General features: G+C 73.0%; 14 protein-coding genes. 11 read left to right on the top strand and 3 right to left on the bottom strand.

Annotation, left to right across the window (positions count from 1 at the left end; genetic code table 11):
• The first annotated feature begins 136 nt into the window (after positions 1 to 136).
• The 5 genes from KV557_RS02510 (at position 137) to KV557_RS02530 (ending at position 5,855) form a co-directional block, all read left to right on the top strand.
• Positions 137 to 1,291 (top strand): sensor histidine kinase, encoded by a 1,155-nt coding sequence (locus tag KV557_RS02510; RefSeq protein WP_308129734.1) that lies wholly within the window; start codon positions 137 to 139, stop codon positions 1,289 to 1,291.
• Complete coding sequence (locus tag KV557_RS02515) at positions 1,288 to 1,965, top strand: response regulator (protein WP_218197929.1); 678 nt, start codon at positions 1,288 to 1,290, stop codon at positions 1,963 to 1,965. The genes KV557_RS02510 and KV557_RS02515 overlap by 4 nt, the downstream gene beginning before the upstream one ends.
• 277 nt (positions 1,966 to 2,242) lie before the next feature.
• Entirely contained in the window at positions 2,243 to 2,527 is a 285-nt protein-coding gene (locus KV557_RS02520) for an SHOCT domain-containing protein (RefSeq protein ID WP_218197930.1), read from the top strand.
• Complete coding sequence (locus KV557_RS02525) at positions 2,524 to 3,279, top strand: ABC transporter ATP-binding protein (RefSeq protein ID WP_218197931.1); 756 nt, start codon at positions 2,524 to 2,526, stop codon at positions 3,277 to 3,279. Before KV557_RS02520 ends, KV557_RS02525 begins: the two co-directional genes overlap by 4 nt.
• Complete coding sequence (locus KV557_RS02530; protein ID WP_218197932.1) at positions 3,276 to 5,855, top strand: ABC transporter permease; 2,580 nt, start codon at positions 3,276 to 3,278, stop codon at positions 5,853 to 5,855. The genes KV557_RS02525 and KV557_RS02530 overlap by 4 nt, the downstream gene beginning before the upstream one ends.
• 40 nt (positions 5,856 to 5,895) lie before the next feature.
• On the opposite strand, the gene KV557_RS02535 is transcribed toward KV557_RS02530, so the two are convergent.
• The 3 genes from KV557_RS02535 to KV557_RS02545 all read right to left on the bottom strand — a co-directional run bounded on the left by KV557_RS02535 (position 5,896) and on the right by KV557_RS02545 (position 7,451).
• Positions 5,896 to 6,780 carry a metallophosphoesterase family protein gene (locus KV557_RS02535; RefSeq protein WP_218197933.1) on the bottom strand — a complete coding sequence of 295 codons (885 nt, stop codon included), beginning with the start codon at positions 6,778 to 6,780 and terminating at the stop codon, positions 5,896 to 5,898.
• A gap of 166 nt (positions 6,781 to 6,946) precedes the next feature.
• Positions 6,947 to 7,255: a DUF4190 domain-containing protein gene (locus KV557_RS02540; protein WP_218197934.1), complete on the bottom strand. Its 309-nt coding sequence runs from the start codon at positions 7,253 to 7,255 to the stop codon at positions 6,947 to 6,949.
• A gap of 40 nt (positions 7,256 to 7,295) precedes the next feature.
• Positions 7,296 to 7,451, bottom strand: coding sequence for a hypothetical protein (locus KV557_RS02545; protein WP_153460528.1), 156 nt, complete (start codon positions 7,449 to 7,451; stop codon positions 7,296 to 7,298).
• Between the two features lie 156 nt (positions 7,452 to 7,607).
• On the opposite strand from KV557_RS02545, the gene KV557_RS02550 reads away from it, so the two are divergent.
• The 6 genes from KV557_RS02550 (at position 7,608) to KV557_RS02575 (ending at position 14,315) form a co-directional block, all read left to right on the top strand.
• Positions 7,608 to 8,237: a TetR family transcriptional regulator gene (locus KV557_RS02550; RefSeq protein WP_218197935.1), complete on the top strand. Its 630-nt coding sequence runs from the start codon at positions 7,608 to 7,610 to the stop codon at positions 8,235 to 8,237.
• A gap of 141 nt (positions 8,238 to 8,378) precedes the next feature.
• Complete coding sequence (locus KV557_RS02555; RefSeq protein WP_218197936.1) at positions 8,379 to 9,299, top strand: trypsin-like peptidase domain-containing protein; 921 nt, start codon at positions 8,379 to 8,381, stop codon at positions 9,297 to 9,299.
• A gap of 140 nt (positions 9,300 to 9,439) precedes the next feature.
• Positions 9,440 to 10,957, top strand: a complete 1,518-nt coding sequence (locus KV557_RS02560) for a S28 family serine protease (RefSeq protein WP_218197937.1) — start codon at positions 9,440 to 9,442, stop codon at positions 10,955 to 10,957.
• 133 nt (positions 10,958 to 11,090) lie between these two features.
• A complete protein-coding gene (locus KV557_RS02565) occupies positions 11,091 to 11,765 on the top strand; it encodes a TetR/AcrR family transcriptional regulator (protein WP_218197938.1) in 675 nt (224 codons plus the stop codon).
• The gene (locus tag KV557_RS02570; RefSeq protein WP_218197939.1) at positions 11,749 to 13,383 is read left to right on the top strand and encodes an acyl-CoA dehydrogenase family protein; all 1,635 of its coding nucleotides are present in this window, start codon (positions 11,749 to 11,751) and stop codon (positions 13,381 to 13,383) included. Before KV557_RS02565 ends, KV557_RS02570 begins: the two co-directional genes overlap by 17 nt.
• 44 nt (positions 13,384 to 13,427) lie before the next feature.
• Positions 13,428 to 14,315 carry an amidohydrolase family protein gene (locus KV557_RS02575; RefSeq protein WP_308129735.1) on the top strand — a complete coding sequence of 296 codons (888 nt, stop codon included), beginning with the start codon at positions 13,428 to 13,430 and terminating at the stop codon, positions 14,313 to 14,315.
• Positions 14,316 to 14,342: the final 27 nt, after the last annotated feature.

Consider the following 14,342-nt stretch of genomic DNA (forward strand, 5'->3'; position numbering starts at 1 on the left):
GCCCCCCACGTCCCCATCGCCGGAGCCGTCTCCGGAGCCGTCTCCGGAGTCGTCTCGGGAGTCGTCTTCGGAGTCGTCCTCGGCGGAGCAGCCGGAGCAGCCGGAGCAGCCGCCCGAGCCGTGGCGCCCGCCGTGGGTGCGGTCGGCCAGGGCGGGCTGGCCGCTGGGGCTGGCGGCGGCGGTCGCGGTGGTGCAGGTGGTCGGGTCCACGGTGGCCGGGCGGCACCAGGGCGGGCGGGTCCCGCTGGACGCGTTCGGCTACGTCCTGCTGCTGCTCGGCCCGGTGCTGCTGGCGCTGCGGGGCCGCCGGCCGGTGGCCGTGGTGGCCGGCACGTCCGTGGTCACCGCCGCGTACCTGGCCGCCGGGTACCCGTACGGGCCGGTGTTCGCGAGCTGGCTGATCGCCTGCTGCGCCGCGATCGGCTGCGGGCACCGCCGGGCGGCCTGGACCGGCGTGGCCGGCGTGTACCTGGTGCACGTCCTCGTCACCTTCGTGGTGCCGGCGAGCTGGCAGCGCACCCCGCCGTCCTCCTTCGCCTGGCAGCAGGAACTCGGCCTGCTGGCTTGGCTGTTGCTGGTGATGGCGTTCGCCGAGATCGTCCGGTTCCGGCGCGAGCGGATCGCCGCCCACCGGGCCTACCGGCAGCAGCTGGAGCAGCGCCGGGCCAACGAAGAACGGCTGAAGATGGCCCGGGAGTTGCACGACATCCTGGCGCACAGCCTGTCGCTGATCAACATTCAGGCGGGGGTCGCGCTCGCGCTGCTCGACCGGCGTCCCGAGGAGGCCCGCACCGCACTGGTCACCATCAAGTCGACCAGCAAGGAGGCGCTCGGCGAGGTCCGTCAGGTGCTCGCGACGCTGCGCGGGCCCGGGGCGGCGCCGCGCGGCCCGGCCCCCGGGCTGGACCGGCTCGACGAACTCACCGCCCAGGCCGACCGGGTGGGGCTGGCCGTCGAGGTGCACGAGCGCGGTGCGCGGCGCCCGCTCAGCGCCGCCGTCGACCTCACCGCCTTCCGCATCGTCCAGGAGGCGCTGACCAACGTGATCCGGCACTCGGCGGCCCGGCAGGCGGCCGTCGTCCTCGACTGGACCGACCCGGACGTGCTGGTGGTCAAGGTCGAGGACCCGGGGCCCGCGGTGCTCGGCGACGCCGGCGGGACGGGCAGCGGGCTGGTCGGGATGCGCGAACGGGCGGCGGCGTTCGGTGGCACCATCTCCGCGGGACCGCTGCCCGACGGCGGGTTCCGGGTCAGGGCGGAGCTGCCGACACCGAAGGCGGAGGGCGAGTGATTCGGGTACTGCTGGCGGACGACCAGCTGCTGGTGCGGGCGGGCTTCCGGGCCCTGCTGGACCTGCAGGACGACCTCACCGTGGTCGGCGAGGCGGACGACGGCGAGGCCGCGCTCCGGCTCGCCCGCGAACTCGTGCCGGACGTCGTCCTGATGGACATCCGGATGCCGCGGATGGACGGCCTGGAGGCGACCCGGCGGATCGCCGAGGACCCTGCGCTGTCCTCCGTACGGGTGGTCGTGCTGACCACCTTCGAGCTGGACGAGTACGTCTTCGAGGCGCTGCGGTCCGGGGCGGCGGGCTTCCTGGTCAAGGACACCGACCCGGCCGACCTGCTGCGCGCGATCCGGGTCGCGGTCGCCGGGGACGCGCTGCTCTCGCCGGGCGTGACGCGGCGGCTGATCGGCGAGTTCGCGGCCCGCTCGAAGGCGCCCGAGGCGGCGCCGGCCGGGCTGTCGGACGTCTCCATGCTCACCGAGCGGGAGCGGGAGGTGCTGGCGCTGGTGGGGATGGGGCTGTCCAACGAGGAGATCGCGCGGCGGCTGGTGGTCAGCCCGCTGACCGCGAAGACGCACGTCAGCCGGGCGATGATCAAGCTCGGAGCCCGGGACCGGGCGCAACTCGTCGTGCTGGCCTACGAGTCGGGGCTGGTGCGGCCGGGCTGGCTGGGCTGAGGCCTTTCTCGCGGTACTCCTCGTCCTGTTTCTCCTGGCCCTGGTCCTGGTCCTGGCCCTGCTCCCGGCCCGGCGTGACGCGGCCCGGGGTGTCGCGCCCCGGCGTGGCGCGGCCCTACTCCCGGCTCGGCGTGTCGCGGCCGGTCCGTACTCTCCCGGGAGTATTCCAACTGCCGCTGCTGGTAGGACGCGTGATGAGACCGCTCGGCGGGACGCTCTAGTCACCTCGGGAACCGCCCGAGGTCCTGGAGACCCACCGCCGAGGAGATGAACCACCATGTACACGCTGCTGGCCGACTGGGACGGGAACGGTCCCGGCCCCTGGATCCTGCTGTTCCCGCTGATCTGGATCGCCGTGGTCGTCCTGGTGATCACGGTGCTGCGCCGGACGGCCTGGCGGCGCGCCTGCGGACACGGCGGCGCGGACCACCCGCTGTCCGTCCTGGGCCGCCGCTACGCCGAGGGCGACATCGACGCCGAGGAGTACCGCGCCAAGCGGGCCGTGCTGAGCGAGTCGTCGCAGTCGCCGCGCGACCGGGCCCGAGGGGGTGGCGGCAAGTGACGACGCTCGACGTCGTACGCGGCACCGCCGCCCGGGTCGCCGACGCCGTGAAGATCTACGGCGTCGGCGGCACCGAGGTCCGGGCGCTGGACCATGTCACGGTGGAGTTCCCGGCCGGGCGCTTCACCGCGATCATGGGGCCCTCCGGCTCGGGCAAGTCCACCCTGATGCACTGTGCGGCCGGACTCGACACCCTCACCGCCGGCACCGCCTGGATCGGGGACACCGAGCTGGGCTCGCTGAGCGACCGGCGGCTCACCCTGCTGCGCCGGGAGCGGATCGGCTTCGTGTTCCAGGCGTTCAACCTGGTGCCCACGCTCACTGTCCGGGAGAACATCACCCTTCCGCTCGACCTCGCCGGCGCTGCCCCCGACCAGGCCTGGCTGGCGGCGCTGATCGACGTCGTCGGCCTCGGCGACCGGCTGCACCACCGCCCGAGCGAGCTCTCCGGCGGCCAGCAGCAGCGGGTCGCGGTGGCCCGGGCGCTGGCCGGGCGGCCGCAGGTGGTCTTCGCCGACGAGCCGACCGGCAATCTCGACTCCCGCAGCGGCGGCGAGGTCCTCGGCCTGCTCCGCCGGGCGGTGGACGAGATGGGTCAGGCCGTCGTCATGGTCACCCACGACCCGAACGCGGCCGGGTACGCCGACGAGGCGCTGTTCCTCGCCGACGGCCGGCTGGTGGACCGGATGGAGCGGCCCACGGCGGGGCTGGTGCTGGACCGGATGAAGGCCTTCGAACGGGGGCGGTCATGAGCGCGTCCGCGATCACCGTTCGGCTCAGCCTGCGCTCGCTGCGCGCCCACAAGCGGCGGCTGGCCGGCACCTTCCTCTCCATCCTGCTCGGAGTCAGCTTCCTCACCGGCACGATGGTGCTCGGCGACACCCTGCGGGCCAACTTCGACACCCTCTTCGCCGACGCCAACGCGGGCACCGACGTCGTGGTCCGCAGCGCCGACGTGCTGGACTCCCCGGGGACGGCCGGCGGCGTGCGTGCGCCGGTGGACTCCGCGCTCGCCGAGCGGCTGCGTGCCGCCCCCGGGGTGGCGGCGGCCGAGCCGTCCGTCCAGGGCGCGGGCCAACTGGTCGGCGCCGACGGCAAACCGATCGGCGGTCAGGGCCCGCCCACCCTCGCGGGCAATTGGCTCACCGACGGTCGGCTCAACCCCTACCGGCTGGCCGAGGGCCGGGCGCCGGCCGCCCCGGGCGAGGTCGTGGTGAACCGCGGCGCGGCGAAGACCGGCGGGCTGCACCTCGGCTCGACCACGGTGCTGCGCACGCCCGATCCGGTGCCGGTCACCGTCGTCGGCATCGCCACCTTCGGCGCGAGCGCGGACGGCATGGGACCGAGCACCTTCACCGCCATGACCTTCGCGGACGCGGAGCACTACCTCACCCCCAAGGGCGCGGGGCAGGCCAGTTCGATCCAGGTCCGCGCGGCGGGAGGGGTGTCCCAGCAGGAGCTGGTCGCCCGGATCGTCCCGCAGCTGCCGGCCGGGGTGCAGGCGATCACCGGCACGGCGGCCACCCGGGAGAGCACCCAGCTGCTGTCCGGGCGGTTCCTGAGCATGTTCACCACGCTGCTGCTGGTCTTCGCCGGGATCGCGCTGCTGGTGGCCACGTTCACCATCCACAACACCTTCGCCATCGTGGTCGCCCAGCGGTCCAGGGAGAACGCGCTGCTGCGGGCGCTGGGTGCGGTTCGCGGCCAGGTCCTCGGGGCGACGCTCGCGGAGGCGCTGACCGTCGGCGCGCTGGCCTCGCTCGGCGGGCTGCTGGGCGGGATCGGGGTGGCGGCCGGGCTCAAGGCGCTGTTCTCGGCGCTCGGCTTCGCGCTGCCGACCGGCGGCATGGTGATCAGCGCGGCCGCGGTAGTGCTGCCGCTGCTGGTCGGGACGCTGGTCGCGGTGGGCTCGGCGCTGCTGCCCGCCGTCCGGGCCGGGCGGACGGCACCGCTGGCGGCGCTCCGGGACACCGGCGTCGACCGGGCGGCCGAGGGACGCTCCGGCACCGTCCGGGTGCTGCTCGGCGGCCTGCTGGTGGCGGCGGGCGTGCCGGTGGCCGTCCTCGGTGCCACCGACGGTCCGTCGGTCCTGCTGACGGCCGGCGGGGCGCTGGCGGTGCTGGCCGGCGTGGTGGTGCTCGGGCCGGTCGCGGCGGCCTTCGCGGTCCGGACGCTGGGTGCGCCGCTGCCGAGGCTGCGCGGCGTCTCCGGCACGCTGGCCCGGCGCAACGCGGCCCGCAACCCGCGCTGCACGGCGGCCACGGCGAGCGCGCTGATGATCGGGGTCGCGGTGGTGACGCTGTTCACCGTCTTCGGCGCGTCGATCAAGGCCACGCTGGACGACACGGTGCGCAAGTCCTTCGCCGGCGATCTCGCCGTCACCACCTCGTCCTTCGGCGCGGGCGGCAGCGGGATCAGCCCGAAGGTGGCCGATGCGCTCGCCCAACTGCCGGACGTGCGGCAGACGGTGGGGCTCGGCCGGGGCGTGGCCCGGATCGACGGGCACGGCCGGGTGCTGGACGTCACCGATCCGGCGCGGCTGGCCGGGATCGTCGACCTCGGCCGGGTCGACGGCTCGCTCGATGCTCTCGGTACGGACGGCCTGGCGGTCTCCCGCAGCGAGGCGGAGCAGCACGGCTGGCGGCTCGGCCAGAGCGTCACCGTCGGCTTCGCGGACGGCGCGAGCGGGCCGTTCACCGTCCGCGCGCTGTACGAGGGCGGCGGGCTGGCCGGCGACTACCTGATAACCCGCCAGGCCTGGGCCCCGCACCGGGGGCAGGACGCCGACACCATGGTCGCGGTCGGGCTGCGCAGCGGGGTCTCGCTGACCGCCGGCAAGGCGGCCGTGCAGAAGGCGCTGGCGCCGTTCGGCAACCCGCAGGTGCAGGACCGGGACGAGTACGCGGCGAGCGCGGCCTCCGGGGTCGACATGATGCTGTCGGTGGTCTACGCGCTGCTGGCGCTGGCCGTGCTGATCGCGCTGCTGGGTATCGCCAACACCCTGACGCTGGCGGTGTACGAGCGGACCAGGGAGTTGGGCCTGCTGCGGGCGGTTGGCCAGACCAGGGCCCAGCTGCGGGGCATAGTGCGCTGGGAGTCGGTGCTGGTGGCCGCGTTCGGGACGGTCGGCGGGCTCGGGCTCGGGGCGTTCCTCGGGTGGGCGCTGGTGAAGGCCTCGGACAGCGCGGGGACGGGCTCGTTCGCGATACCGCCGGAGCAGCTGGCCGTGGTCCTGGCGGCCGGGCTGCTGGCGGGCGCGGTGGCCGGACTCCGCCCGGCGGGCCGGGCGGCGCGGCTGGACGTGCTGCGGGCGATCGCGACGGAGTGAGAGGGCAGGGTGAGCGGATGGAATGAAAGGGGGAACGGGCTCAGCCCGCGGCCCGCCGCGGGAACACCTCCCGCAGCAGCGGCTCGGGCAGGCCGCGGCGGCGCCACTCACGCGGGTAGCCGAGCGAGACCTCCTCGAACGGCACGCCGTCGTAGGTGGTCTTCCGGGGGATGTGCAGATGGCCGTAGATCATCGCGGCGGTGTTGAAGCGGCGGTGCCAGTCGGCCGTCAGCTCGGTGCCGCACCACTGGGCGAACTCGGGGTACCAGAGGATCTCGGTGGGTTGCCGGACCAGCGGGTAGTGGTTGACCAGGACCAGTGGCACGTCGGGGTCGCAGGCCGCCAGCCGCTGCTCGGTCAGCCGGACGCGCTCGCGGCACCAGGAGTCGCGGTCCGGGAACGGGTCCGGGTGGAGCATCCGCTCGTCCGCGCAGACGATGCCGCTCTCGTAGGCCACCGCCAGGGACTCCTCCTTGGTGGTCGCGCCGGGCGCACGGAAGGAGTAGTCGTAGAGGAGGAAGAGCGGGGCGACGGCGACCGGTCCGCCGGCGCCCTGCCAGACCGGGTACGGGTCCTCGGGGGTGACCACGCCGAGGCCGCGACACAGCTGCACCAGGTGCTCGTAGCGGGCGACACCGCGCAGCTGCACCGGGTCGTCGGGGTGGGTCCACAGCTCGTGGTTGCCGGGGGCCCACACCACGCGGGCGAAGCGTTCGGCGAGCAGACCGAGCGCCCACTCGATGCTGGTGCTGAGCTCGCCGACGTCGCCGGCGATGATCAGCCAGTCGTCGGGGCTGCCGGGCTGGAGCTTCTCCACCAGGTCGCGGTTCTCCTGGTAGGAGATGTGCAGGTCGCTCACGGCGAGCAGCCGCCCGCCCGCTCCGGTGGGCTCCGGCTCTGCGTTCGTGCGGTACTCGGTAGTCACTCCTGCCCCCTGTGGTCACCCGGCCGTTGCCGCCACAGTACGGGGGCGAGGCGGGGTCGCGGGGCAGGTTGACGGGATCAGTCGTTCGAAAGGTGGGTCTGACGTGGGCAGGTGAGGGGAGGTGAGGGCGCGCGAGGGCTCGCCGGGCGCAGTGCCGGGCATGGCCTCAGGGGCCGAACTCCATGATCACGCCGTGCGCGGACACGGTCGTGGCGGTGAGGATCGCCAGTGCGGCGATGCCGAGCACCAGGCCGAGGACGGCCCGGCCGCGCCGCCGGGTGCCGCGGACCAGGGCCAGCGTGGCGAGGGTGATGGCGAGCGGCCCCAGGACGACGTTGAAGATCAGCAGGCCCGGGAGGCCGAGCAGGAAGGAGGCGACGGCCAGGTTGTCGGCTTCGGCAACGGCCTGACGGCGCGTGGCGGCGGCCCGGTGGTCGGTGGCGGTGGCTGCGGTGGCGGGGGTGGCGGTGCTCATGGCGTGGCAGGTCCTCTCTGGCGGAAAGGTGCGGTCCGGGTCAGCGCTGCCGCAGGCGGGCGAGGCCCTCGCGGGCGCCGAAGGCGAGCAGCCAGGCGGTGATGGCGGCGGAGGCGGTGAGGAACACCGGGAGCGAGGTGTGCGCGGCGGCGCCGATCAGGACGCCCATCGCGACCAGGGCGGAGAGCAGGATCACGGCTGGCCCTTCCTTCTGCTTCGGTTGCCGGTTTCGGCTGCCGGTCCGGCTGCCGAGTCGGGTCGGTAACCGGTTTCGGTTGACAAGTGTTCACTGACTTCGCCCCACTCTACGCCCGACTGGCCAAGTTCGGCAAACACTTGTTTACTGAATGACGTGAATCACACCGTTGGGGCCAGGCAGGCCCAGAAGCAGCAGAGCCGCCGGGCGTTGCTGGACGCGGGCCTGCGCCTGCTGGCCGACCAGAACTTCGCGAGCCTCGGTGTCCGTGAGGTCACCCGTGCCGCCGGGCTCTCGCCGGCCGCCTTCTACCGGCACTTCCCGGACCTTGCCGCGCTCGGCGTCGCCCTGGTCGAGGAGTCGCTGGCGAGCCTGCACGTCATGATCCGTTCGGTGCTCGCCGGGGAGGGCGGCGCCGAGGAGCTGATCGACCGTGCGGTGGACGTCATCGAGCAGCACGTCCGCGAGCACCAGCCGCACGTCCGCTTCCTGGCGCGCGAGCGGCACGGCGGAGTCCGGCGGGTGCGCGAGGCGATCGACGCCGAACTCGGCCGCTTCGCCGAGGAGGTGGGCGCGGCCCTGGGGCTCCAGCCGGTCTCGGAGGGGTGGAGCGAGGACGACCTGCGGATGCTCGCCGAGTTGTATGTGGACCACATGGTGTCCACGGCCGCCGCGTTCCTGGAGGCGCAGGAGACCGATCCGGCCCGCGAGGCGCACATCGCCGCCACTGCGCGGCTGCAGTTGCGCCTGATCAGCCTCGGCAGGCGGCACTGGCAAGGGAGTTGACCGGCCCGTTCGACCGGAAACGGTGATGGCGGCCGGGCGTGGGCCGTGGTGTGCCGAGTGACCTCTCCATGGTGGTGGACCTCTTGACATGGCGTCATGTCCGCGACAGGTTTGGTGGACCCCCACACCGAGAGGTCTCTCATGAGGAAGCCGCTCATAGGCATGCTCGCCGCGGTCCTGGTCGCCGGAGCCACCGCGCTGACCGGAGCCGTCCCGGCCCATGCCGCCACCACTGCGACCGCTCAGGCCGCCACCACGACGAATGCTGCCACCGCTACGAATACTCGGGCCGCCGCCGTCGCGGACACCAAGGCCGCCCCGCCCCTCGCCGCCGTCGACTTCACCGGCACGGTGGCGCTCGACAACTGCTCCGGCTCGCTCGTCCGGATGCCCGGCTCGGCCGGCAGCGACCCGGCGCTCGTCCTCTCCAACGGCCACTGCCTGGAGTCCGGTATGCCAGGCCCCGGCCAGGTGGTCGTCGACCAGCCGTCCAGCCGGACCTTCACCCTGCTCAGCGGCTCCGGCGGCAACCTCGCCACGCTGAACGCCACCAAGGTGGTCTACGGCGCCATGACCGACACCGACGTGTCGATCTACCAGCTCGACACGAGTTACGACGCGATCCGGACGCAGTACGGGATCGCCCCGCTGACCATCTCCGTCGACCACCCCACCCAGGGCACCGACATCCGGGTGGTCTCCGGTTACTGGAAGCGGATCTACTCCTGCTCGGTCGACGGCTTCGCGTACCAGCTGCAGGAAGCCGACTGGACGTTCAAGGACTCCGTCCGCTACACGTCCGGCTGCAACGTGATCGGCGGCACCTCCGGCTCGCCGGTGGTCGACGCGAACACCGGCCAGGTGGTCGCCGTCAACAACACGATCAACGAGAACGGCGAGTCCTGCACGCTGAACAACCCGTGCGAGGTCGACCAGACCGGCGCGGTGACGGTCCACCAGGGCATCGGCTACGCCCAGGAGACCTACATCATCCCGGCCTGCTTCGCCGCCGGGAACCAGCTCGACCTCACCCTGCCCGGCTGCGTTCTGCCCCGCCCTTGACCAGCACCGTTTCCCCGATGGGCCACCCGCGACCGGCGAGTGGCCCATTCGGCCGTCTACCGGACGGCCGCCGCACCACCCGCACCGCAGAGTTGTGCCGACAAGGCGCCTGTCATGTCCGTTGATCAGATGGAGAGTTGATGAGCACCAGGTTCAGAAGACTGCTGGTTTCCGCCCTGCTGATACCGCTGCTGACTGCCGGCGGCGGCCTGGCGACCCCCGCGTTCGCCCAGACCGCGGGCAGTGCGCAGACCGCGGACAGCGCCCGGACCGCGGACAGTGCGCAGAGCGCCCAGGCCCGCGACGTCGCCGCCGACCCGACCGCCGACATCAAGGACCGCCTGGCGGCGATCCCCGGGATGACCATCACCGAGGAGAAGCCGACCACCATCGGCCACCGCTACTTCCTGCTCACCTACACCCAGCCGATCGACCACTTCCGCCCCTGGCTGGGCACCTTCCAGCAGCGCATCAGCGTGCTGCACCGCGGCTACGACCGCCCGACCGTCTTCTACACCAACGGCTACACGCTGGGCACCACCCCGTCGCGCACCGAGCCGACCCGGCTGGTCGACGGCAACCAGGTCTCCATCGAGTACCGCTTCTTCACCCCGTCGCGCCCCGACCCGGCCGACTGGTCCAAGGCCGGCATCCGCCAGGCGGCCGCCGACTCGCACCGGATCGTCACCGCGCTGAAGCAGATCTACCAGCGCGAGTGGCTCTCCACCGGCGCCAGCAAGGGCGGCATGTCCTCCACCTACTACCGCCGGTTCTACCCGGACGACGTGGCGGGCACGATCGCGTACGTCGCGCCGAACAACACCGACGTCAGCGACGACACCTCGTACAGCGAGTTCTTCCAGAACGTCGGCACCCCCGAATGCCGGGCCGCCCTCAATGCCGTCCAGCGCGAGCTGCTGGTGCGCCGGGACCGGCTGGAGCCCCGCTACGAGGCCGACAACAAGGCCGCCGGCTCCACCTTCAACGTCATCGGGACCGTGGACCGGGCCTACGAGGGCAGCGTGCTCGACGTGGTCTGGGGATTCTGGCAGTACAGCATGGAGGCCGACTGCGCCAAGGTCCCGGTGGCGGCCACCGCGACCGACGACGAGCTGTACAAGTGGTTCGACGCGCAGGAGGGCGTGACCAGCTCCAGCGACCAGGGCCTGGCGAAGTACACCGCGTACTACTACCAGGCCGCGACCGAACTCGGCGCGCCGTACTTCGACGTCTCGTACCTGAAGGACCTCCTGCACTACGACTACAAGGAGCTGTACGCGCCGCGCGCGTACGTGCCGAAGGAGATCCCGACGACCTTCAACCCGCGCGCGATGCCCGACATCGACCGCTGGGTGAAGCGCAGCGCCGAGCGGATCATCTTCGTGTACGGCGGCAACGACCCGTGGGGCGCCAAGCCGTTCGAGCTGGGCCGGGGCAGCGAGGACTGCTACGTCTACACCGTCCCGGGCGGCAACCACGGCTCCAACATCAGCAAGCTGCCGGCCGACGAGTCGGCCGAGGCGACCGCCAAGGTGCTGGAGTGGGCCGGCCTGGCCGACCAGAGCACCGCGCGCTCGCTCGCGAAGTCGCAGCAGCAGATCCCGCCGTTCGGCCCGCTCGACGAGGAGGGCCAGAAGCTGGAGCGTCACCCGCTCTAACGCACGCCCTTAACGCACGCTCGTAACGCACGTTCGTAGCGGAGGCCGTCTCCGGACCACGTCCGGGGGCGGCCTTTGTGCACATCGGGTCCGCCCCCTCCCCGAAGTACTGAATCGGTGCTTCAATGCTTCCATGGCCTACCGACGCACGCCCGCCGTACAAGCCCGCCTGGACGCCCAGCGCGAGGCCGTGCTCCAGTCGGCCGTGGGCCTGCTCGCCGAGCGCGGCTACGGGGGCTGCACGATGGCCGCGGTGGCGGACCGGGCCGGGATCGCCACCGGCAGCGTCTACCAGCACTTCGCCAACAAGGCCGAGCTGTCCGTGCAGTTGTTCCGCCGGGTGGTCAACCATGAGATCGCCGCGGTGAACGCCGCCGTCGCCCGCCGCGAGACGCCGGAGCAGCGGATCGCCGCCGTCGTCGAGACGTTCGCCGCCCGCGCCCTGCGCGCGCCGCGGCTGGCGTACGCGCTGCTGGTCGAGCCGGCCGACGCGGTCGTGGACACCGAACGCCTGGTGTTCCGGCGGGCGTTCCGGGACGTGATCGCCACCGAGATCGCCGCCGCCGTGGCGAGCGGGCGGCTGCCCGAGCAGGACCCGGTGCTGACGGCCGCCGCCCTGGTCGGCGCGGTCGGCGAGGCCCTGGCCGGCCCGCTCGCGGCAGCACCCGTCGGGCAGGCCGACCCCAACGCCGGGCAGGCCGACCCCGATGTCGAAGCCACCACCGTCGAAGCCACCACCGAGGTGGTCCCCGCCTTGGTCTCCTTCACCCTGCGTGCCCTGGGAGGACGCGATGACAGCGACGCATGAGGTCACCAACCAGGTGCCCCTGCCGTACGGACACGACACGGCCGCCGACCCGACCCTGCTCGCCGCCCTGCACCGGGCCGGCGCCGGCTGGGCCGAGCCCGAGCTGCGCGAACTCGGCCGGTTGGCCGGCTCCGAGCAGGCCGCCGAATGGGGCCGGCTGGCCAACGAGAACCCGCCCGTCCTGCGCACCCACGACCGCTTCGGCCACCGCATCGACGAGGTCGAGTTCCACCCGGCCTGGCACGAGCTGATGGGCACCGCCGTCTCGCACGGCCTGCACGCCGCGCCCTGGCGGGACGAGCGGTCCGGCGCGCACGCCGCCCGCGCGGCCAAGTTCTTCGTCTGGGGCCAGGTCGAGGCCGGCCACACCTGCCCGATCTCGATGACCTACGCCGCAGTCCCCGCCCTGCGTGCGAACCCTTCCCTGGCCGGGGAGTTGGAGCCGCTGCTGGCCACCACCACGTACGACTACGGGCTGCGCGAGCCGCGCACCAAGCGCGGGCTGATCGCCGGCATGTCGATGACCGAGAAGCAGGGCGGCTCGGACGTCCGCACCAACACCACCACCGCGACCCCGCACGCCGACGGCACCTACCGCCTCACCGGCCACAAGTGGTTCACCTCCGCCCCGATGTCGGACCTGTTCCTGACGCTCGCTCAGGCTCCGGGCGGGCTCAGCTGCTTCATGCTTCCGCGCGTCCTCCCGGACGGCAGCCGCAACCGTCTGCACCTCATGCGACTCAAGGACAAGCTCGGCAACAAGTCCAACGCCTCCGCCGAGTTGGAGTACGACGGCGCGGTCGGCTGGCTGGTCGGCGAGGAGGGGCGGGGCGTGCCGACCATCATCGAGATGGTCAACATGACCCGCCTCGACTGCACCATCGGCGGCGCCTCCGGCATGCGCTACGGCGCCACCCGGGCGGTCCACCACGCCCTCCACCGGCGGGCGTTCGGCAAGGCGCTGGTGGACCAGCCGCTGATGCGCAACGTGCTGGCCGACCTGGTCGTGGAGTCGGAGGCGGCCACCGTCGTCGCCATGCGGCTCGCCCAGGCCACCGACCTCGCCCTTGCCGGGGACGAAACCGAGGTGCTGGTAAGGCGGTTGGGCCTGGCCGTCGCCAAGTACTGGGTCTGCAAGCGCGGTCCGGCGCACGCGGCCGAGGCGCTGGAGTGCCTGGGCGGCAACGGCTACGTGGAGGAGTCCGGCATGCCCCGGCTCTACCGCGAGGCGCCACTGGTCTCGATCTGGGAGGGCTCCGGAAACGTCGCCGCCCTGGACGCGCTGCGCGCGATGGCCAAGCGCCCGGAGGTGGTCGACGCGTTCCTCGGCGAACTCGACGCGGCCGCCGGGGCGGACCGCCGCCTGGACGCGGCCGTCGCCGAACTGCGCAAGCAGCTCACCGACCCGACCGACCTGGAGTACCGCACCCGCCGCCTGGTCGAAGCCATGGCGCTGGCCTTCCAGGGCTCGCTGCTCGTCCGGTACGGCAGCCCGGCGGTGGCCGACGCGTTCTGCGCGTCCCGCCTCGGCGGCGACCACGGTGCCGCCTTCGGCACCCTGCCGGCCGGCCTGGACGTGGCGGAGATCATCGACCGCGCCCGCCCGGTGCCCGCGTGAGCCCTGAGCCCGGTGCCCGAACGAGCCCCGAGACCGGTGCCCGCGTGAACCCCGAGACCGGTGAAGCAGCCGACGTCCGCGCCTTCTGGCAGGACCTCGGCCTCCCCGGCCTGGTCGACGTGCACACCCACTTCATGCCGAAGAACGTCCTCGACAAGGTGTGGGCGTACTTCGACGCCGCCGGCCCGCTGGTGAACCGGCCCTGGCCGATCACCTACCGCGAGGCGGAGGAGCAACGCGTCCAGCGGCTGCGGGACTTCGGCGTCCGAGCGTTCACGTCGATGCTCTACCCGCACAGGCCCGGCATGGCCGGTTGGCTGAACGCGTGGTCCGCCGACTTCGCCGCCCGCACCCCGGACTGCCTGCACACGGCGACGTTCTTCCCCGAGCCCGAGGCGCCCGGCTACGTGGCGCGGGCGATCGAGGACGGCGCCCGGGTGTTCAAGGCGCACCTCCAGGTCGGCGGCTACGATCCGGCGGACCGGCGGCTGGACGAGGTGTGGGGGCTGCTCGCCGAGACCGGCACCCCGGTGGTGACGCACTGCGGATCCGGGCCGGTGCCCGGCAAGTTCACCGGCCCGGGCCCGATCGGCGAGGTGCTGGCCCGGCACCCCGGGCTGGTGCTGGTGGTCGCCCACCTCGGCATGCCCGAGTACCGGGACTTCCTCGACCTCGCCGAGCGCCACCCCGCCGTCCGGCTGGACACCACCATCGCGTTCACCGACTTCGCCGAGGCCGACGTGCCGTTCCCGCGCGACGAACTGCCGCGCCTGCGCGGCCTGCGGGAGCGCATCCTGCTCGGCAGCGACTTCCCGAACATCCCGTACCGGTACGTCCACCAGCTGGAGGCGCTGGCCGGCCTGGGACTGGGGGAGGAGTGGCTGCGGGCCGTCTGCCACGACAACGCGGCGCGGCTGTTCGGCCTCACCTGATCACCGCACCGCACCTGATCGCCGCCC

Origin of the sequence: Kitasatospora aureofaciens (assembly GCF_019192735.1) — a bacterium.
In the GTDB taxonomy this organism is placed as follows: Bacteria; Actinomycetota; Actinomycetes; order Streptomycetales; family Streptomycetaceae; genus Kitasatospora; species Kitasatospora aureofaciens_A.